The organism is Candidiatus Paracoxiella cheracis, from assembly GCF_049348705.1.
In the GTDB taxonomy this organism is placed as follows: Bacteria; Pseudomonadota; Gammaproteobacteria; order Coxiellales; family Coxiellaceae; genus Paracoxiella; species Paracoxiella cheracis.
The window spans coordinates 952,582-972,924 of the sequence record NZ_CP186485.1; the positions used below are offsets into that span (position 1 = coordinate 952,582).

The 20,343-nt window shown below is 41.1% G+C and carries 16 protein-coding genes, 1 tRNA gene and 4 pseudogenes; 14 read left to right on the top strand and 7 right to left on the bottom strand.

Annotated features, from left to right (window positions below; genetic code table 11):
• Positions 1 to 107 precede the first annotated feature (107 nt).
• Positions 108 to 242 carry an alpha/beta fold hydrolase gene (locus ACJMKR_RS05005; protein WP_423064050.1) on the bottom strand — a complete coding sequence of 45 codons (135 nt, stop codon included), beginning with the start codon at positions 240 to 242 and terminating at the stop codon, positions 108 to 110.
• 348 nt (positions 243 to 590) lie between these two features.
• On the opposite strand from ACJMKR_RS05005, the pseudogene ACJMKR_RS05010 reads away from it, so the two are divergent.
• Both ACJMKR_RS05010 and ACJMKR_RS05015 read left to right on the top strand, forming a co-directional pair.
• Positions 591 to 1,710, top strand: a pseudogene (locus tag ACJMKR_RS05010) (IS481 family transposase).
• 180 nt (positions 1,711 to 1,890) lie between these two features.
• The gene (locus ACJMKR_RS05015; protein WP_423062605.1) at positions 1,891 to 3,123 is read left to right on the top strand and encodes an IS256 family transposase; all 1,233 of its coding nucleotides are present in this window, start codon (positions 1,891 to 1,893) and stop codon (positions 3,121 to 3,123) included.
• A gap of 205 nt (positions 3,124 to 3,328) precedes the next feature.
• Here the strand turns inward: ACJMKR_RS05015 and ACJMKR_RS05020 are convergent, their stop codons facing one another.
• Positions 3,329 to 3,592 carry a hypothetical protein gene (locus ACJMKR_RS05020; RefSeq protein WP_423064051.1) on the bottom strand — a complete coding sequence of 88 codons (264 nt, stop codon included), beginning with the start codon at positions 3,590 to 3,592 and terminating at the stop codon, positions 3,329 to 3,331.
• 168 nt (positions 3,593 to 3,760) lie between these two features.
• On the opposite strand from ACJMKR_RS05020, the gene ACJMKR_RS05025 reads away from it, so the two are divergent.
• The 4 genes and pseudogenes from ACJMKR_RS05025 (at position 3,761) to ACJMKR_RS05040 (ending at position 6,830) form a co-directional block, all read left to right on the top strand.
• Positions 3,761 to 4,174 carry a hypothetical protein gene (locus tag ACJMKR_RS05025; RefSeq protein WP_423064052.1) on the top strand — a complete coding sequence of 138 codons (414 nt, stop codon included), beginning with the start codon at positions 3,761 to 3,763 and terminating at the stop codon, positions 4,172 to 4,174.
• 13 nt (positions 4,175 to 4,187) lie between these two features.
• Positions 4,188 to 4,976, top strand: coding sequence for a signal peptidase I (gene lepB / locus ACJMKR_RS05030; protein ID WP_423064053.1), 789 nt, complete (start codon positions 4,188 to 4,190; stop codon positions 4,974 to 4,976).
• Positions 4,977 to 5,326: 350 nt separating this feature from the next.
• A pseudogene (locus ACJMKR_RS05035) lies at positions 5,327 to 6,445 on the top strand (IS481 family transposase).
• A gap of 28 nt (positions 6,446 to 6,473) precedes the next feature.
• Positions 6,474 to 6,830, top strand: coding sequence for a hypothetical protein (locus ACJMKR_RS05040; RefSeq protein ID WP_423064054.1), 357 nt, complete (start codon positions 6,474 to 6,476; stop codon positions 6,828 to 6,830).
• On the opposite strand, the gene fumC is transcribed toward ACJMKR_RS05040, so the two are convergent.
• The gene (gene fumC / locus ACJMKR_RS05045) at positions 6,827 to 8,215 is read right to left on the bottom strand and encodes a class II fumarate hydratase (protein ID WP_423064055.1); all 1,389 of its coding nucleotides are present in this window, start codon (positions 8,213 to 8,215) and stop codon (positions 6,827 to 6,829) included. The genes ACJMKR_RS05040 and fumC overlap by 4 nt on opposite strands.
• Before the next feature lie 126 nt (positions 8,216 to 8,341).
• Positions 8,342 to 8,415: transfer RNA gene (locus ACJMKR_RS05050), tRNA-Arg, on the bottom strand.
• A gap of 754 nt (positions 8,416 to 9,169) precedes the next feature.
• Here ACJMKR_RS05050 and ACJMKR_RS05055 point away from each other — a divergent pair.
• Together ACJMKR_RS05055 and ACJMKR_RS05060 are read left to right on the top strand one after the other, a co-directional pair.
• Positions 9,170 to 10,213, top strand: a pseudogene (locus tag ACJMKR_RS05055) (IS481 family transposase).
• 107 nt (positions 10,214 to 10,320) lie between these two features.
• The gene (locus tag ACJMKR_RS05060; protein WP_423062298.1) at positions 10,321 to 11,214 is read left to right on the top strand and encodes an IS982 family transposase; all 894 of its coding nucleotides are present in this window, start codon (positions 10,321 to 10,323) and stop codon (positions 11,212 to 11,214) included.
• A gap of 145 nt (positions 11,215 to 11,359) precedes the next feature.
• Here ACJMKR_RS05060 and ACJMKR_RS05065 read toward each other — a convergent pair whose 3' ends face one another.
• The 3 genes from ACJMKR_RS05065 to ACJMKR_RS05075 all read right to left on the bottom strand — a co-directional run bounded on the left by ACJMKR_RS05065 (position 11,360) and on the right by ACJMKR_RS05075 (position 12,670).
• Positions 11,360 to 11,575, bottom strand: a complete 216-nt coding sequence (locus tag ACJMKR_RS05065; RefSeq protein ID WP_423064056.1) for a hypothetical protein — start codon at positions 11,573 to 11,575, stop codon at positions 11,360 to 11,362.
• The gene (locus ACJMKR_RS05070) at positions 11,560 to 12,228 is read right to left on the bottom strand and encodes an ABC transporter ATP-binding protein (protein WP_423064057.1); all 669 of its coding nucleotides are present in this window, start codon (positions 12,226 to 12,228) and stop codon (positions 11,560 to 11,562) included. Before ACJMKR_RS05070 ends, ACJMKR_RS05065 begins: the two co-directional genes overlap by 16 nt.
• A gap of 148 nt (positions 12,229 to 12,376) precedes the next feature.
• A complete protein-coding gene (locus tag ACJMKR_RS05075) occupies positions 12,377 to 12,670 on the bottom strand; it encodes an RNA recognition motif domain-containing protein (RefSeq protein WP_423064059.1) in 294 nt (97 codons plus the stop codon).
• Between the two features lie 189 nt (positions 12,671 to 12,859).
• On the opposite strand from ACJMKR_RS05075, the gene ACJMKR_RS05080 reads away from it, so the two are divergent.
• From ACJMKR_RS05080 to ACJMKR_RS05105, 6 genes and pseudogenes are all read left to right on the top strand, one after another.
• The gene (locus tag ACJMKR_RS05080; RefSeq protein WP_423064060.1) at positions 12,860 to 13,066 is read left to right on the top strand and encodes a hypothetical protein; all 207 of its coding nucleotides are present in this window, start codon (positions 12,860 to 12,862) and stop codon (positions 13,064 to 13,066) included.
• A 632-nt stretch (positions 13,067 to 13,698) separates the two neighbouring features.
• Positions 13,699 to 15,141, top strand: a complete 1,443-nt coding sequence (locus tag ACJMKR_RS05085; protein WP_423064061.1) for an LbtU family siderophore porin — start codon at positions 13,699 to 13,701, stop codon at positions 15,139 to 15,141.
• 122 nt (positions 15,142 to 15,263) lie between these two features.
• Positions 15,264 to 16,796 carry a hypothetical protein gene (locus ACJMKR_RS05090; RefSeq protein WP_423064062.1) on the top strand — a complete coding sequence of 511 codons (1,533 nt, stop codon included), beginning with the start codon at positions 15,264 to 15,266 and terminating at the stop codon, positions 16,794 to 16,796.
• A 724-nt stretch (positions 16,797 to 17,520) separates the two neighbouring features.
• On the top strand, positions 17,521 to 17,667 hold the full coding sequence (locus ACJMKR_RS05095) for a hypothetical protein (RefSeq protein WP_423064063.1): 147 nt from the start codon (positions 17,521 to 17,523) through the stop codon (positions 17,665 to 17,667).
• Positions 17,668 to 17,712: 45 nt separating this feature from the next.
• Positions 17,713 to 18,617: pseudogene (locus ACJMKR_RS05100) on the top strand (IS3 family transposase); the annotation flags it as partial.
• A 145-nt stretch (positions 18,618 to 18,762) separates the two neighbouring features.
• The gene (locus ACJMKR_RS05105; protein WP_423062600.1) at positions 18,763 to 20,301 is read left to right on the top strand and encodes a transposase; all 1,539 of its coding nucleotides are present in this window, start codon (positions 18,763 to 18,765) and stop codon (positions 20,299 to 20,301) included.
• Positions 20,302 to 20,343: the final 42 nt, after the last annotated feature.

Sequence of the window (20,343 nt, forward strand, 5' to 3'; positions counted from 1 at the left end):
GATTAACTCCTGTTACATTATTTAGCTGTAATTTTGGAGCTAAATTTTAGCGGTTCCGGTCTTTTTTTCAATTATTGCATTCACTTATTCCTTTTCTTATACAGAACTCAGGTTATATTAGTTATTCGATAGTTTGGAGATAACATATCAACAATAGGCTGCATATGTCGTAAATCACAACCCCAACCATGAATGAGTACAACATCTTCACCTTCGCCAAACACTTGTTTATACACTGCCATTTAAATATCTCCTACAGCTACTTTAATTGGTATGATCATAAGCTCTCCTTGTTTGATTTACAAACTTGTAAATGCCGTATAAGTCAAAATGAGCTGGTAAGAAAATCTATAACACAAAGCTTGAAGGCCAAGAAAAGCGCGCGGCTCCTGGAGCTGTCCTAAGCACACATAGCATGGGACACACACTATATTGGACTTTGGATAAATAAAATCCCTTGCCAGTTAGGACAATAATCAAAAAATGTGAGTTTCTAAATTGTAAACCTTCAGACTTGATCTGACACTCCTGGTCAGTTAGAGTAAAATTTAATTGACCAACCTTAAACAACCAACACGAGGAGTGTCATTATGACCAGTGTATCCGAAAAGATTATCAAACCCAAATTAGGTTTACTAGAGCTGTCTAAACAATTGGGAAATGTTTCACAAGCCTGTAAGGTTATGGGTTATTCACGCGACAGTTTTTACCGTTTCAAAACACTTTATGAAAATGGTGGCGAAGAAGCACTCCATGATATGAGTAAGAAGAAACCGAATGAAAAAAATAGAGTGCCGTTACATGTAGAAGAAGCGGTAATTGCTTTGGCTATTGAAAACCCAGCGTTAGGTCAGGCACGTGCGGCCAATGAATTACTGGCGCGAGGCATTATCGTATCGAGCAGCGGAGTTCGTTCGGTGTGGCTACGTAATGATCTAGAGACTTTTAAGAAGCGACTAAAAGCGCTTGAAGCGAAATCGGCGCAAGACGGTATGTTATTAACGGAAGAACAATGACAAGCATTAGAAAAATCAAAACGAGAAAAAGAAGCGCACGGCGAGATTGAAACAGAACACCCAGGTTATTTAGGTATCTCAGGATACGTATTATGTTGGCACGATGAAGGGCGTTGGCCGTATTTATGAGCAGACTTTTGTCGATACCTATAGCAGAATCGCTTTTGCGAAGTTATACACGGAGAAAACAGCGATGACGGCAGCTCATTTATTAAATGAACGTGTATTGCCATGGTTTAATGAGCAAGGTATCCGATTGCTGCGTATGCTCACGGATCGCGGGACGGAATATTGTGGAAAAATTGAGAACCACGCCTATCAACTTTATTTAGCAGTTGAAGACATTGACCATTCGAAAACACGCGCACGTTCTCCGCAGACCAATGGTATTTGTGAACGTTTTCATAAAACGATTAAACAAGAATTTTATGATGTTGCTTTTCGAAAAAAAATATATCGTTCCCTAGAAGAATTACAACAAGACGTTGATGCGTGGATCAAAACATATAATGAGGTCAGGCCCCATTCCGGCGAGCGTTGTTATGGAAAAACACCCATGCAAACTTTTCTTGATGCAAAGCATTTGGCACAAGAAAAAGAATTAGATAAACTATGTAAAACTATTCCAAGCGTGTCGGCAGATGAATTGAATAAGGCGCACAGTAATCACGACACGCAACTGGTAGAGGAGTAATTAGAATCCGATCTATCGGACAGAAAATATGTCCGATAAATCTCAACTGTCAGATCAAGTCGAGAGTTCTACATATGTAGAACTCTCGACTTGATCTGACAGTTGAGAGGGTCTGTAAATAAGATTGTGTAAATGCGATAGTCAGGGAAAGGTCGTTAAAATTATACGGAGTCTTTGACTATGGCAATGAAAACCAATAAATTAGATCCACAGGTTGTGGAATATTTTCTCAAACATACCAAGACCGCATCTGATATTTTCGGTGATACTGGTTTGTTAAAGGAGTTAAAAAAGGCACTGACGGAGCGTATTCTGGAAGGGGAGCTGACGGACGCGCTGGGTTATGCAAAACACGAAGTGTCTGGCAACAATAGTGGTAATTCCCGCAATGGGCACAGCCAAAAAACGATCAAAACAACAGATGGCGAGATGACCATTGAGGTTCCTCGTGATCGTAACAATGAGTTTGTACCGCAATTGATTCCAAAACATCAAACCCGCTTTGATGATTTGGATGACAAAATTATGAGTCTTTATGCACGGGGTATGACTACCCGTGATATTCAAGATCAGTTGAAAGATTTGTATGGCACAACTATTTGTTCGAGTCTCATTTCTACAGTAACCAACGAAGTGATTGAAGAAGTGAAGGCTTGGCAAAGTCGTCCGTTGGACAAGGTGTATCCGATTGTGTATTTGGACGCTTTAGTGATTAAAGTGCAGCAAGATAAAAAGGTTATCAATAAGGCATTGTATTTGGCTTTAGGAATTAATATCGATGGGCAAAAAGAATTGCTAGGTATTTGGATTAGCCAAAATGAGGGCGCTAAATTCTGGTTGAATGTATTAACGGAGTTAAAAAATCGAGGCCTAGAAGATATCCTGATTTGTTGCGTTGACGGGCTAACGGGCTTTCCTGATGCGATTGGCGCTGTGTATCCTAACACTCAAGTACAGCTTTGCATTGTACACATGGTGCGGAATTCATTGCGCTATGTGGGTTGGAAAAAGAAAAAAGAAGTGGCCGCTGACTTAAAAGCTATTTATTCGGCCAGTACGGTTGAAGAAGCAGAATTGGCGCTGACGAGTTTCTCTGAGAAATGGGATGCTGAATTTCCCTCGATTGCCAAAAGTTGGTTGACTCATTGGGAGCGCATTGTGCCATTTTTTGCTTATCCGGCAGAAATTCGGAGGGTGATTTATACCACTAACGCTATTGAATCACTGAACATGAGTATCCGAAAAGTTATTAAAAATAAACGAGTTTTTCCGTCGGACGATGCCGCTTTAAAACAACTCTATTTAGGGTTAAAAAATATAGCCAAAAAATGGACCATGCCGATTCGAGACTGGGGTGCCGCCATGAATCGTTTTGCCCTTATGTTTGAAGATCGCCTGGCGGATTTTGTATAAAACTTAAAATTCATAAGAGAGGAAATTAATTTGAACGCAATGTAGTTTTTGATAAAATTAAAAAATCAGTTAACACAATGGCTGATTCATAATTCTGACTGACGCGATTTACACAAACTAATAAACAGTCCCGTTTATCTTCCCTTGCGATGTGAGCCTAAAAAACTAGGGGGCATTTATTAAGCCCCCTAGTTTATTAAATTTTTTATTTCTTTCCTTTACACTTACCAGTGCCGCACTTGCCACCTTTCTTATGTTTACACTTGCCCGTGCCACACTTGCCATTTTTTTTCATTTTCATGCATTGTGAGGTTTTTCCTGAAGTGCCTTTTTGTTTCACATTCTGAGTATGGCTGGTAACTGCACTGGTTTGGAATGGATTCGTTTGAACTTGCGTACTTGCAATTGAGAGGCCTGACAGGCTTACTGCTAAGCCAGTGCCTAATGCTACTATAAGTGACTTTTTCATAGTAGGCTACTCCTATATATTATATTAATTATTGGTTAGAGAATTATAGCATATTGATATTTTGAGATCCCTTGCTTTATGAATAAAAGAATAGGGCAAAATCTATCTTGGAAACATTAGCCTAGCATGATAAAGTGTGGACAGATTATAAATCTGAGGATAATTCCATTGGATACTGAAGCAGGCAAACGAACAACTATTTCCATTATAGTGGCTTTCATTGTAGTGGTTATTGTCTATTTTTTAGTACCTTCTAAGCCAGATAAGCCCGCCGGGATAGTGCTGCCGACTGGGCAGTTGATGGCGCCTGTTGATGCTCAGAGTGTCAGTTTTTTAAATGAGGGAACATTGCCTGTTGGGTATAAAGCTATTGGTCATGTGAGTGTGATGCTGCATTCGGTGAAGCCAACTCCTCAGGAGCAAACTGCGTTACTACAATATGCTCAACAGTTGGCAGGAAAAGTTGGGGCTAATGGAATTATTGTGAGCTTGGTTGGTCATACTCTGTCAGGTGGTGTTCCTTCATCGCAGGCAGCTTATGTTTTTCGTGGGACAGCCGTTTATTATGTTCCAAATGTATGAGATGGAAATATAGATGTATTTTGATTTTTTAAATATTCTTTCTCTAATCACGATTTTCGCTGGTGTTATTTGTCTTGTCGATATTATCATGCGTGCACGCCAACGCAAAAAATATGGTGCATCAAGTGGTGAAGTTAAACATCCCATCATCATCGAGTACGCACGATCATTTTTTCCTGTTTTATTAATTGTATTATTAATTCGTGCTTTTTTGTTTCAGCCTTATCGGGTACCTACGGGTTCGTTGGAACCCACGATCATTCCGGGTGATATGATTTTAGTGAATCAATACGACTATGGGTTGCGAATTCCTCTATGGAATAAGGAATTTATCCATGTTGGAAATCCTAAAACTGGTCAAATTGGTTTATTTCGTTGGCCGGTGAATCCAGCGGTTACATTTGTGAAGCGCGTGATTGGTGTTCCTGGTGATCATATTAGTTATATTAATAAAGTTTTATACATTAACGGTAAAGAACAATCTCAGAAGTTCATGGGTGATTCTGTAGAAATCGGCCCAGGTAATGAAACTTGGAAAGTTAAAAAATATGAAGAAGATTTAAACGGCATTAAGCATTTTATTATTATTCGTCCCGATCGCCCAGGAAGAAGTTTTAAAAATTTAGTGGTACCAAAAGGCGAATATTTTATGATGGGCGACAATCGCGATGACAGCGATGATAGCCGTTCTTGGGGATTCGTGCCGGCCAAAAATTTTATAGGCAGAGCCTTATTTATTTGGTTAAGCTGGGATTCGCAGCATCATACCATACGTTGGAATCGTATTGGTAAGGGATTGTGATGAAAATTCACACGCAATTGAAATTCTTTTTCTAATTCCAACAAGCAAATATTCATTCCGTCTCAACTAACAATTTTCAGAGGCGCCCTTAATAATTTCTTAATAATTAAGCTGTATACTTGAAAAAATAATAAATAACACTGATTTAAAATAGTGAATTTAGGCAAAACACTCTCTGAATCGATCTTGTGGCGTATTCAACAAGAATTTTATAAGTATCAGGGAAAATATTCCTGGAATAACAGCCCGATATCTGAGGTGTAAACCTTCAGACTTGATCTGACACTCCTGGTCAGTTAGAGTAAAATTTAATTGACCAACCTTAAACAACCAACACGAGGAGTGTCATTATGACCAGTGTATCCGAAAAGATTATCAAACCCAAATTAGGTTTACTAGAGCTGTCTAAACAATTGGGAAATGTTTCACAAGCCTGCAAGGTTATGGGTTATTCACGCGACAGTTTTTACCGTTTCAAAACACTTTATGAAAATGGTGGCGAAGAAGCACTCCATGATATGAGTAAGAAGAAACCGAATGAAAAAAATAGAGTGCCGTTACATGTAGAAGAAGCGGTAATTGCTTTGGCTATTGAAAACCCAGCGTTAGGTCAGGCACGTGCGGCCAATGAATTACTGGCGCGAGGCATTATCGTATCGAGCAGCGGAGTTCGTTCGGTGTGGCTACGTAATGATCTAGAGACTTTTAAGAAGCGACTAAAAGCGCTTGAAGCGAAATCGGCGCAAGACGGTATGTTATTAACGGAAGAACAATGACAAGCATTAGAAAAATCAAAACGAGAAAAAGAAGCGCACGGCGAGATTGAAACAGAACACCCAGGTTATTTAGGTTCTCAGGATACGTATTATGTTGGCACGATGAAGGGCGTTGGCCGTATTTATGAGCAGACTTTTGTCGATACCTATAGCAGAATCGCTTTTGCGAAGTTATACACGGAGAAAACAGCGATGACGGCAGCTCATTTATTAAATGAACGTGTATTGCCATGGTTTAATGAGCAAGGTATCCGATTGCTGCGTATGCTCACGGATCGCGGGACGGAATATTGTGGAAAAATTGAGAACCACGCCTATCAACTTTATTTAGCAGTTGAAGACATTGACCATTCGAAAACACGCGCACGTTCTCCGCAGACCAATGGTATTTGTGAACGTTTTCATAAAACGATTAAACAAGAATTTTATGATGTTGCTTTTCGAAAAAAAATATATCGTTCCCTAGAAGAATTACAACAAGACGTTGATGCGTGGATCAAAACATATAATGAGGTCAGGCCCCATTCCGGCGAGCGTTGTTATGGAAAAACACCCATGCAAACTTTTCTTGATGCAAAGCATTTGGCACAAGAAAAAGAATTAGATAAACTATGTAAAACTATTCCAAGCGTGTCGGCAGATGAATTGAATAAGGCGCACAGTAATCACGACACGCAACTGGTAGAGGAGTAATTAGAATCCGATCTATCGGACAGAAAATATGTCCGATAAATCTCAACTGTCAGATCAAGTCGAGAGTTCTACACATAACGTGGAGAGAATTGCTACTAATTTTTATTATATCCCAAAACAACACGATACCTTGTTCGATGTGGGCTTATTCTATCATGCGATCAAAGACTATGAGCGCGCGATAAAGTATTATGAAAAATCACAACAATATTTTGGCTATCAATTTAGCACTTATTATAATAAAGCATTGTGTCAGTATGCATTGGGTAATTTAATCGGTGCCTTGGCGAACTTTAGAAGTTCACTAGAAGCCAACCCCGACGCCAAGACTGCCCGCGAGTGGATCGATTATGTTGAAAAAGAACGTGCCGATGGCATGCTCTAGCCAGGCTTGACCATTTTTCTTGGGTCGACTGCTTTGTCAAATTCATCTGCCGTTAAATAACCTAACGCCAAACAGGCTTCTTTTAAACTGGTGCCGTCGTTATAGGCTTTTTTAGCAATTTTAGAGGCTTTGTCGTAACCGATAACTTGATTTAATGCAGTCACTAACATCAATGAGTCTTGTAAGTGTTCATTGATTTTGTTTTTGTTAGCAGCAATACCGACAACACAGTGTTCGGTGAATGAGCGGCAACTGTCTCCCAATAAATAAATAGATTGTATTAAATTATAAGCGATAACCGGTTTATACACGTTTAGCTCAAAATTGCCTTGTGAGCCTGCTATTGTAATCGTGACATCATTACCCATGACTTGGACACAGACCATCGTCATTGCTTCTGCCTGGGTGGGATTCACTTTGCCAGGCATGATAGAAGAACCAGGTTCATTTGCTGGCAAGGTTAATTCGCCAATGCCGCAACGGGGTCCCGATGCGAGCCAACGTATGTCGTTTGCAATTTTCATGAGTGAGCAGGCTAATGTTTTTAAAACGCCACTCGTTAAAACTAGTTCATCGTGTGCAGCCATGGCCGCAAATTTATTTTTGGCAGATACGAAGGGTAGTTGTGTCAACTCAGCAATATGTGCAGAAACTTTTTCAGCAAATTGCGGGTGTGTGTTTAGGCCAGTGCCGACAGCAGTCCCACCAATCGCTAGTCGATACACATTGGGTAAAATGTTTTGAATCGCTTCGAGATCGTGATCAAGTTGTGTGACATAGCCTGAAAATTCTTGGCCGAGTGTCAAAGGCACTGCATCTTGTAAATGTGTTCTGCCAATTTTGATGATGTCTTCAAATTCTTTTTGTTTTTTAGCAAGCGCATTGCGTAGCATTTTAACGCTTGGAATTAATTGATGATTAAGCATTTCACCCACCGCAATGTGCATGGCAGTGGGGAAGGTATCGTTTGAAGATTGTGACATGTTGACATGATCGTTGGGGTGGATGGGATCTTTGCTCCCCATCTCGCCACCGGCAATCTGAATCGCGCGGTTGCTGATGACCTCATTGGTGTTCATGTTTGTTTGCGTGCCGCTGCCTGTTTGCCAAATTTTAAGCGGGAAGTGATCGTTTAATTTGCCGGCGATGACTTCATCGGCCGCTTGAGCAATGAGTTTGGCTTTGTCTTTAGGCAATTTGCCGAGTTCTTCATTCGTCAGCGCGGCTGATTTTTTAAGGATGCCAAAAGCACGTATGAGCTCCGGTGGCATGGTTTCGCGGCCAATCGGAAAGTTAATCAACGAACGTTGCGTTTGTGCGCCGCCATAGTGACCGGCAGGTACTTCGATTGTGCCCATGCTGTCGGATTCGGTACGTGTTTCCATTATTTTTCCTCAAACTGATTTTTTTTAAAACGTTAGCAGCTTTTTTTTAGCGGGACAAGGGATTCAGGTTGTCGGTGTTCGATAGAGTTTTAGTTGGAATTTCAATTGCTATTTCAAAGATGAATGTGCCCCGGGCAGGATTCGAACCTGCGACCTGTCCCTTAGGAGGGGACTGCGCTATCCAACTGTGCCACCGGGGCAGGTGAGTTATCAAGGGTACAAGGGTGTCTGCTTGAAATCAAACTTCCGTTGTTATAAAACGTTGTGCAACATGGAGGTATGAATTGTGCCGCCGGGGGGGGTACGGTGAGAGACAAGGGATATCGGGCGGATAATAAATAGATAGCTTTGCCATAGCATCTGAGAGGGAATTAGATGCCTGTTTCAGCGCTCGCCCATGCGCTTAAAAAACGTTATAAATCACTATAATAACATAAATTTGTAAGAAATTACTTACAGAATGACGATGAGATATCCGATTTTTATACAGCCCCAATTTGTTTAATATTTGCACATAGGGATTGGATAAGGAAATCGACTTGAGATACCAAATGGCATATGGAAGTGCCTAGGTATCTCAAACAAGGAAGCTAAGGATAGACAAATACGAAAGGATTGGAAAAGTGAAAAATTGGATGTTCGTTACAGTCATTAGTATCAATATAGTTTGGGCATCGATGTTAGTCATTGTCCCACACATTATCTAAGGAAACCAAGAGGGTATAAAGATGAGTGTTTTATATAAATCGGTTAAGACTAGGATCAGAGCATGGAATTGGCTGAGTTACATTGCCGTCGTGTGTTATTTATGCCTAACGTTTTCTATATTGGTGCATTAAAAGGATTTATGGAGGGTGATAAAATGTAAACCTTCAGACTTGATCTGACACTCCTGGTCAGTTAGAGTAAAATTTAATTGACCAACCTTAAACAACCAACACGAGGAGTGTCATTATGACCAGTGTATCCGAAAAGATTATCAAACCCAAATTAGGTTTACTAGAGCTGTCTAAACAATTGGGAAATGTTTCACAAGCCTGTAAGGTTATGGGTTATTCACGCGACAGTTTTTACCGTTTCAAAACACTTTATGAAAATGGTGGCGAAGAAGCACTCCATGATATGAGTAAGAAGAAACCGAATGAAAAAAATAGAGTGCCGCTACATGTAGAAGAAGGGGTAATTGCTTTGGCTATTGAAAACCCAGCGTTAGGTCAGGCACGTGCGGCCAATGAATTACTGGCGCGAGGCATTATCGTATCGAGCAGCGGAGTTCGTTCGGTGTGGCTACGTAATGATCTAGAGACTTTTAAGAAGCGACTAAAAGCGCTTGAAGCGAAATCGGCGCAAGACGGTATGTTATTAACGGAAGAACAATGACAAGCATTAGAAAAATCAAAACGAGAAAAAGAAGCGCACGGCGAGATTGAAACAGAACACCCAGGTTATTTAGGTTCTCAGGATACGTATTATGTTGGCACGATGAAGGGCGTTGGCCGTATTTATGAGCAGACTTTTGTCGATACCTATAGCAGAATCGCTTTTGCGAAGTTATACACGGAGAAAACAGCGATGACGGCAGCTCATTTATTAAATGAACGTGTATTGCCATGGTTTAATGAGCAAGGTATCCGATTGCTGCGTATGCTCACGGATCGCGGGACGGAATATTGTGGAAAAATTGAGAACCACGCCTATCAACTTTATTTAGCAGTTGAAGACATTGACCATTCGAAAACACGCGCACGTTCTCCGCAGACCAATGGTATTTGTGAACGTTTTCATAAAACGATTAAACAAGAATTTTATGATGTTGCTTTTCGAAAAAAAATATATCGTTCCCTAGAAGAATTACAACAAGACGTTGATGCGTGGATCAAAACATATAATGAGGTCAGGCCCCATTCCGGCGAGCGTTGTTATGGAAAAACACCCATGCAAACTTTTCTTGATGCAAAGCATTTGGCACAAGAAAAAGAATTAGATAAACTAACCTGAGTTCTGTATAAGAAAAGGAATAAGTGAATGAAATAATTGAAAAAAAGACCGGAACCGCTAAAATTTAGCTCCAAAATTACAGCTAAATAATGTAACAGGAGTTAATCATGTTGGCACCGGTCACGGAGATTTTTTGTGATATGGATGATTTTTGCAAGGATTATTTGAAAGGTCAATCAAAGTATTTGCTACCGAACCCAGACAGAAAACGAGATCGAGCGATGCAAATGAGCTTGTCTGAAATTGGCACCATCATTGTGTTGTTTCAAATGAGTCACTATCGCACATTTAAGGATTTTTATTGTGGATGTGTTTTACAAGACATGAAGAAGTATTTTCCTACGGCGCTGAGTTACACACGTTTTGTCGCCTGCCAATCAGCAGCGCTAATGATGCTCGCCGCCTATTTGCTTTCGAGAAAGGGCAAACACACGGGATTGTATTATATTGACTCAACTACACTACGCGTATGCCACAATAAACGAATTTATCGAAACAAGGTTTTCAAAGGCATTGCTAAACGCAGTAAAAGCACAATGGGCTGGGTTTACGGCTTTAAACTACATATTGTGATTAATCATCAAGGGGAATTAATCCGTTTTTGTTTAACGAAAGGGAACGTGGATGATCGCGCTGTTGTTAGAAAATTAATGGCTAATTTAAAGGGGTTGGGCGCTGGCGATAAAGGGTATCTTGGAAAAGATCTTGCGGACGATTTGGCAAAACACGATTTAAAATTTGTGACAAAAGTCCGTAAAAATATGAAGAACAAAATGCTTTCTGCATTTGAAAAGTTTTTCCTAAAACAACGTGGCATCGTAGAAACGATTATCGATCAGTTGAAAAACTTGTATCATGTTGAGCATTCGCGTCATCGTAGTCCGATTAATTTTTTAGTCAATACCCTTGCAGCGCTAATTGCCTATTCTTGGCGACCAAACAAACCAGGAATAAAAACCAACAATATAAAGAATAATTTATACGCAGTTATCCAGAACTGAGGTTAAACTATGTAAAACTATTCCAAGCGTGTCGGCAGATGAATTGAATAAGGCGCACAGTAATCACGACACGCAACTGGTAGAGGAGTAATTAGAATCCGATCTATCGGACAGAAAATATGTCCGATAAATCTCAACTGTCAGATCAAGTCGAGAGTTCTACAAGTGAGGGAAGATCATTTTGTTCGTTAAGCGAGGCAAATAAACGACTCATCCCCATTTCTTTTGGCACGTCCACTTCTAAGGTCGTATCATCAAGCTTCCAAAAACGAAATCCTGCAACCTCAGGAATATCCACTAACGGCTCTTGCAAATAAAGAATGAAGCGCTCTGCTTCCAGTTGTTTCAAAATGTTCGACATCGAGGTGTACTCAATAATTTCACCTTCATCAATAATTGCCACTTGCGACATAAATTTTCAGCCTCTTCCAGATAATGTGTCGTTAAAATAATCGTCGTACCTCGCTTGTTCAAATCCGTTAGGAATTGCCACATTGACCGACGAATCTCAATATCGACCCCTGCGGTCGGTTCATCCAAGATCAGCATGCGTGGCTCATGAATTAAGGCGCGCGCAATCATGAAGCGACGTTTGAGTCCCCCCGATAATGAGCGAAGCGGCATATTACGTTTATCCCAGAGTCCGAGCTGACGAAGGTATTTCTCAGCTCTAACCTGAGCGATTTTCCGAGGAATTCCATAAAAACCAGCCTGATTTAAAATCACCCGGTACATTTTCTCAAAAATATTGAAATTAAACTCTTGGGGCACAACGCCCAAACATGACTTGGCCTTGGCAAATTCGGTATCAATATCATGGTCATAGATTGAAACCGTACCGGAGGTTTTGTTTACTAAGGAAGTAACGATGCCAATCGTCGTCGATTTTCCTGCTCCATTTGGACCCAGCAAGGCGAAAAAATCGCCGTCTTCAACAGAAAAGCTTATTCCTTTAAGAGCTTGCACACCATTTTTATAGGTTTTTTTTAGGTTTTCGATCTTTAATGCTTTCATGAGGCTTACTATCGCTTAAGGGAAATAAGGAATCAAGGGGGTTCAGGTAGTTAAGTGAGAAATTTCAACTGCGAGAAAGAAATATTAGGTGAGCCAGAGTAGCAAAAAATTCGACTCGGCCCGTAAGCAATTGAAGTTTATTTTGCGCTCAATAAGCAGGTTGCTCTTCTCTCGGCTTCGCGATTCTCACCACCAGCGAACGACCGCCCAGCTCTCGGCCATGAGCAGCCAAGGCCTTAGCGGCTTGTTTGGCACTTTGGTAGGTGACGAAAGCATAGCCTTTCGATCGTCCTGTTTTGAAATTTCGGATGATTTTAATCGCTTGAATCCCTCCGAACCGAGAAAAGTAGCCTCGTAAATCAGTCTCATCCAGGCGATAAGGTAAATTACCTACATAAATCTGCTCATTAGTATAATCAGCTAAAGATTTATCAATAGGCATCTTGCCTCTCGTCGCCATCTTAATGATGGTAACAACTGCAACCAAGCGTGTCGCGATGCTCGTGATAGATTATTGCCATCCCTGTCAATAATCGACTCGCAATACGCGACAACTTAAATAGCCGCGGACGTCCTCGTCGCCCGCGCTCCGCGACCTCACGGCTCGACTACGCACGGGCTCTCAAATGACTTGACGGCTCGTAAAGATTTTTTGCAGTCGCTTACGCTCGGCAAAAAATCCGAGCCTACCGCGGAATACGCGCCTTCGCTTCGCTCTCCATGGCGCGCATCGGTGAGGATAATGAAACTAAAAATGATAAGTAAGATTGCGTCTATTGTCATGGCTTCCTACCATATCTCAATGTTAAACAAGGTGTTATCCGTTATTAGATTGTAGTGACGCAATAAGGCGTTGTAAAGACATCCCCTCTAAAAATATTTAGAAAGCTGTCCTTTCAAAGAAACGAGCCCTTACTTCTTGCCAAATGCCTAACACAACCAACCTGTTTTTGACTCAAAAATATTCTTTAGCGGTCACTATATTCTAAATTCTAAAAAACTGACTGGCTAACATTCAAAATCATCAATTTTTATGTTTACATTAAATTGATTGTTGGCGAATTAAAATTTTCAAGTAAAACTACTTAAGTATATAAAAAATCAGATTTATTATTCGTGCGAATACAAAAATTATTAACGATTTCGTGCTTGCGGCATAACAGCGTACTGTGCTATAAACTTTAATCTTACTTAGCATATAGTAGAGCGCTCAATGAAACTGGATATTTTTTACAATCAAGCTGTTAATCATGCGATATTGGTATCCTCCTCCATGCGCTATGTGAGAAGCTGCCTCTTCTAGTGTCTCATCATTTACTTTACGCTGGCTAGGAGAGGGAAATAAAAACGCTGCGTAAAACACATCTGAAACATTATTTATAAGGATAAAAAATAAAAAATATTTATTAATTAGGCAATTGTGACAGGGTAGTTGCGGCCTAAAGAAGACGGCAAATAGGAGAACTACTCATGTCATCTAAACTGTCCGTGTCAGCTATTGGCTTATGCGTTTGCAGCGCATTGAGTTGTAGCGCTTATGCTCAAAATCAACACATCAATAGTAATCAACAAATAAACCAACGCATTAATTACTTGCAACATCAAATTGATGAATTAAAAACGCAGGTGAGCAAAAATAAAAAACGAAAAAAACAAACATCAAAGTCTAGCTCGAGTGCGTTACCGCATCCAGATCATTATGGAGCGATGCACAGGAGAAAATGTCAATATAGTCCATCCCGTGTAAGTATCGGTCCTTATCTTACAAAAGATACTCTTTACGATGGTTCGGAGTTGATTGTGAATACTCCTTCCGTTCGGGAAGCGGCGAGCCTACTTATGGCACAAGCTAAGTTACAAGAAGAGTGTGAGGAACTTGCTGTGTCCGGTCCTGCCTACCCACGTTTGGTTTTTAGTGGTTCTTTAGAAGGGCAAGCTTCCTACTCAAACCCTTATCAAGGCTCATCTGTTAATAACATTAATTTAAGTGGTGCAGAGTTAGACACTTGGATTCAAGCATCACCCTGGATTCACGGTTTTATGGCACTGGATTATGATCCGGATGATTTGAACAATGGTTCGAAGCTTTTTCTAAACCGAGCATTTATCGTTCTTGGTAATTTAAATCGATTCCCGGTATATACGGAAATCGGGCAAATTTACGTACCCTTCGGTCGATACAGTAGTTTGTTCATCACTGCACCGACCACACAAGGGCTAGGACGCACCCGAGCACGATCGCTTGTTTTAGGTTTTCAGCAAACAGGTGACAATCGCTTTAATGCAGAAATTTACGGCTTCCAAGGGTTAACTAACAACATCAATAAGACAAACACAACTAACGAAGGTGGCGCCGATGCGGGTTACACTTTCAGTTTGGGCAGAGTTAGCGGTTACTTGGGCGGCAGTGTGATTTCTAACCTTGCAGATTCGCAAGGGTTTCAAGCAACTTCTTTTTTAAATAATGAAACACAAATTCATGGTGTCTCGGCTTATGACTTTTATGGTTCGCTAACGATAAAGCCAGTGACATTCATTGCTGAGTTCATTAAGGCAATGAGTAGCTTCAATATTGTTGATGTTGCTTACCAAAACAACGGTGCGCGCCCTAGTGCATACAACTTCGAAGTGGATTTCAGCTTTAACACGGGAAGCAAGGAAAGTGCGATTGGCTTGACTTATCAAGGATCAAGTCAAGCGTTAGCGTTAGGTTTACCCGAGCATCGTTATGGCGTAGTTTATTCGGTTGTCATTTGGGAAAATACCCAATTGAGACTTGAGTACCGTCATGATATTAATTACCCCACGAGTGCAGCAACAACAGATCCAGTCAACCCAACACCTGGTAATGTTGCAAGCGATCTTGGTCAGTCCGATAACGCTGTAACTGCACAATTTGACTTATATTTTTAAAATAAAACCATTCAGGTTTAACCAAACTGGGCCGAAAGTTTGACAAATTCGAAAAGAATTTTCGGCTCAGGTTGACCGGGTGGAAGTGCCACTTGTGGCCAAATATAAAAGGATTTTTAGACATGGATAACGAAAGCTCTGAAACTGGTAATAGTTTTGAAACTGAGGTTCACCTTCTCCCAGACTTCCCTGAGCAACCACAGCTAGATTATGGAACGATTGATAGACTCCATAATTTAGCTCCATCAGTTCAACCCCCTACACGGATTGAAAAATTTGGTAAAGTCTGCACTATTGCAGCAATGATCCCACAAGGAATATTTGGTGGGCTGCTCATAGTGATTTTTGCACAAGAAGTGCTGGAGCCCATTTCTAAGCGTTTCTATTATCCTGTAGCTATATTTGGAGGAGGTCTGGTGGCGTTTGGGGCCGCGCAAGGAAAAATTGATATTGTGTGGGACTTCGGTCAGCGACATTGGAAAAAATTAGCAAGCAAAACGGTACGACAATTTCTTACAGACTTATCGCCCCACACTTGGGTGTGGGATGAAAGTCCAAACTCAAAACTACCCTTACTTCTTAATCATCTTTTGGGTCTCATCGAATGGCTATTCAGGGTAAATACATCCTGTGCTTTTGGGATGCTAGCACGAGTGGCATACAGTGAAGAGGGGGCAAGCGGACTTGCCAAAAAAATTGGTGTAGAACCTTTCATGTGGTTAGGCGAATATCTTTTTCCCAACCCCTTTTGGCAAGCAGCATTTGGCATACCTGCAATCGTGACAAATTTTCTATGCTTCGCTAGCATCCACCGCTATGGCATTCATTGTATTCTTCAGATGTTCAACAATCTTTTTAACTGTGATATTAATAATCTCACTACTGAACAGATTAAAGCTCGAGCTGTTTTCGATTATTTTGTTTCGTTAATTAATAACAATGAGATTGAAAACGCAAAAAATTTATTACAAAATATTACAAAAATATCCTTAAATAATAATGCTCTCAATTATTATCATGAACATCAAAGTGAATGTCAGCGGAATGAACCGCGCCCCAAAACTCACTGCGAACACCTGATAACTTGTCTTTTAGGATATTCGGGAGTGGGCCTGACCATTTTGGGGCTACTAAACTTTTTAGAAATGTGGAATGTTATCAACTCCACTTTACCCGAGTCGTTACAACTTCCCGAGCTTGCAATAGAGATCATGAACTGGATGCTTTTCATATCAATGGCTTTGATGGGGGCAACAGTATATCCGCAAGTAAAATCTACTGCAGAGAGTGCTTTTTTTAAACGCAGGGAACCCAATATCCAATTCTGTAGCAACAAGCAAAGCTGGTGGAATTATTTTAAAGCGCAAGTTATCTGCGTGGTTGGTTCAACACCAAATGTTTTTCAGGCACTGTTAGCGGGTTTAAAGCTCCCTTCTGCAATTGCGGCCTTCTTTGCATCATGGTGCCTCGAAATACGTGCGGTATTAGGACGCTATGAAGAGCACGAAAAAAGGAAGGCATTGAAATCTGACACAACAGGAAAACACAGGCTAGGATATGCTGGGCATTGCTTTTTGGAAGCAGTCAAACGAAACAACCCTGAAGAAGTGGAGCGGATAGCAGGAGAAATACAAGCCGCATTTAATCCATCATAACCCAATAACATGTGATATACTTTTTCCGGAGCGTGAATGGAAAACCAACACCGTACGGATGACAATCATGGAAGAATTTTTAACCAAACACCGTGGACTCATCATACTCGTCTTTGTTTTACCCGTCAGTTTTATCGTTAACTGCATATCAACACTGCGGAACTGGTTTTTCAGGACTTTTCTCGCCACGCATCGCCTGCATGATAAAAAAGTGAAAGAAATCCAAGCACAGGTAAAGCGTTGGCGTGAATCAGGATCAAAAAAACCAATGTGCACCGCTCGTCCAAGTTGGCACACTATATCAACCCGAACAGCGTCTTTTAAAAAAGACTGCAATCAAATTGCCATAAATCTAAAAAACATTTTGAGTTTAGATACAAAAAACTTAACCGTTCGTTTAGAACCGCTCGTCAACATGGGTTACATCACTCAATACTTACTTCCCAAAGGCTATGCATTCGATGCGCGCCATGGAGAGCGAAGCGAAGGCGCGTATTCCGCGGTAGGCTCGGATTTTTTGCCGAGCGTAAGCGACTGCAAAAAATCTTTACGAGCCGTCAAGTCATTTGAGAGCCCGTGCGTAGTCGAGCCGTGAGGTCGCGGAGCGCGGGCGACGAGGACGTCCGCGGCTATTTAAGTTGTCGCGTATTGCGAGTCGATTATTGACAGGGATGGCAATAATCTATCACGAGCATCGTGACACGCTTGAGCGATTCAAGTTGAAATGGAAGATTTAACCATAGGGGGTGTTTGCATGGGCGCCGGCATGGAAACAACCTCCCATCGTTTGGGATTAATTCAAGAAACCGTTGTCGCCTTTGAAATGGTATTAAGTGATGGTCTGACCTTTCCCCCAAACTTAACACCATGACATGGATGAGATTTCCAATTATTCTACGACCGAGGAGATCTCAACATGAAAAAACGTTATACAGAAGAACAAATCATTAAAGCGATCAAAGAGCATGAAAGTGGCGCTAAGGTGGAAGACCTGTGCCGTCGCTTAGGCATATCTGGCGGTACTTTTTACAATTGGCGTAGCAAGTATGCTGGCCTAGAGGTTAACGAAGCTAAGCGCCTGCGAGAGCTGGAGTCCGAGAACAATAAGTTAAAAAAGCTGCTGGCTGAAAAGATGTTAGAAAATGAAGCGCTCAAGGATGTTGTTTCAAAAAAGTGGTAACGCCTGCTAGCAAGAAGCAGGTTGTTTGTCACTTAATGAGCGCCTTTAAGCTGAGTGAACGAATGGCCTGCAAGCTAGTCGGGCTAAGTCGAACGGCTTACCGTTACGGACCCAAAAAGCGACGAGACGAGTTGATTAGAGCTCGATTAAAAGAATTGGCAGCTCAGTATTCTCGGTATGGTTATTTAATGCTTCACAGCCTCTTAAAAGCAGAGGGGCTTGTCATGAATAAGAAAAAAACCTACCGGATTTACAAAGAAGAAAAGCTCCAGGTGCGTACAAAAAAGCGTAAAAAAATACAGCGACTACGATTAGTGATGTCATCACCGACTCAGAGAAATGAGCGTTGGTCGATGGATTTTGTTTACGATCAGCTGGCCAATGGAAGGCGTTTTCGTGTGCTAAACATTATCGATGATTTTAATCGTGAACTTATTGGCCAGCTAACAGCATTTTCTATATCAGGACGTCAGGTGGCACGCTTCCTAGCAGAGCTTAGTGAGCAACGCAGGCTGCCAAAACAAATTGTTTGTGATAATGGTACAGAGTTTACAAGCAAAGCAATGTTCTTTTGGTCCAGGGAAAACAAAACCAAGCTTGCTTTCATTCAACCTGGAAAGCCAACTCAGAATGCGTTTGTTTGTAGAACTCTCGACTTGATCTGACAGTTGATTGGACTTTGGATAAATTTATAAAAATAATTAAAAATTGCTTGACATAGAAACCGAAAAAAAATTTTACGTTGTAAACAACGTTTGTTCGAAAAAATAAAATAAGGAACAAACGATGTTAGCGACAGAAAAACTAAAACAATTCCGTACATTCCTCTACAACATCTTCCCCGCGCGACGCGATGCCAATATGAATTTACTCGATGCCCTTTCAAGCCATGGCCATCGCTGCAAAACACCCATAGAATTATGTGAATCGCCATACTTTGAACGTGAATACAGTAGTATTACCGATGCGATTAGCGATGGTTTGTCGGTAGCAAATTGTTGGGATAGCATGATGAAAATACAATATGAACATGTGAGTCATAGCGATGACCGTGTGATCATTATTGCGGATACGACACCACAGTCGCGTCAAAGTGCACACTGTGTTGAAGATCGCCATGTGGTTTACAGCCCTAATCCAGCACCGGGTAACAAACCGATTACCATTGGACATGAATATTCAACGGTATCACTATTGCCCAATGATGGTGCAGCTCAAGAAAAGCATTGGTTAGTTCCACTGGATACGAGGCGCGTTAAAAGCGATGAAAAAGGCAATGTAGTTGGGATGCAGCAAATTAACCGTTGTATTGCAGACTTAGCGCTTACTCATAAATTGGTGGTTAGCGTGGCTGATTCAAAATATGGTACAGAAGCTTGCCGTAAACTGGTTAGCGAAAATCCCAATTGGGTACATCTTTTCCGTTTTAACAGTACCCGTAATGTTTTCGCGCCCGCATCAATAGAAGATAATACCTCAGGAAGTATAAAACGCTATGGTGATGCGATGAAACTAAACGACAGCACGACTCACCGTGAATCCGATGAGATTGTGCAGCAACCCATTACAACCCGCAGTGGCAAAACTTACCAATTGGAGATTAAAATATGGCGTGACCAATTCCTGCGTGGTTCAAAGCAATTTAAAGGATATGAGCATCCTGTTACTGTTGTGCAATTGGTTGCGGTTGATGCTAACGGTAAATCTTTATATAAAAATCCACTCTGGTTAGGACTCGCTGGTGAACGACGTAATGAAATCACAGCATTAGAAGCGTATCACTATTACGATAGACGCTATGACATTGAACACTACTTTCGTTTTGGTAAAGACAAACTGTTATTTGACCGATACCAAACACCGGATGTTAAGCACGAAGAAGATTGGTGGCGGATGACAGCATTAGCGTATACGCAACTTTATCTAGCGAGGAATCTTGCCCCGATTTTACCGAAAAAATGGGAGCGGTATTTGCCGAGCTTCCAAGTGGATAACGAAAAACCATCAATAACTGCGACCCCTTCACAAACGCAACGGGGTTTTTCTACGGTGCTTGATACCGTTGGCACGCCTGCTAATCTCTGCAAACCACGCGGTAATCCGCAAGGCAGAACCAAAGGTGATACGCAGGGGAAACGCACGCGACATCCTGCTATTTTCAAAAATAGCAACTCAAAAATTAAAACGATTCAGAGGACTGAAGAAAAGACGCAAAACTCAGACCCTGAAAAAATAGAGGATTTGATTGGGATAGTAAAATCATGGTTGGATAAAATAAATTTTACACCTGAGCAATTCTACGAATTGCTGCAAAAAACAGCTTAAGATTTAGAAACTCACATTTTTTGATTATTGTCCTAACTGGCA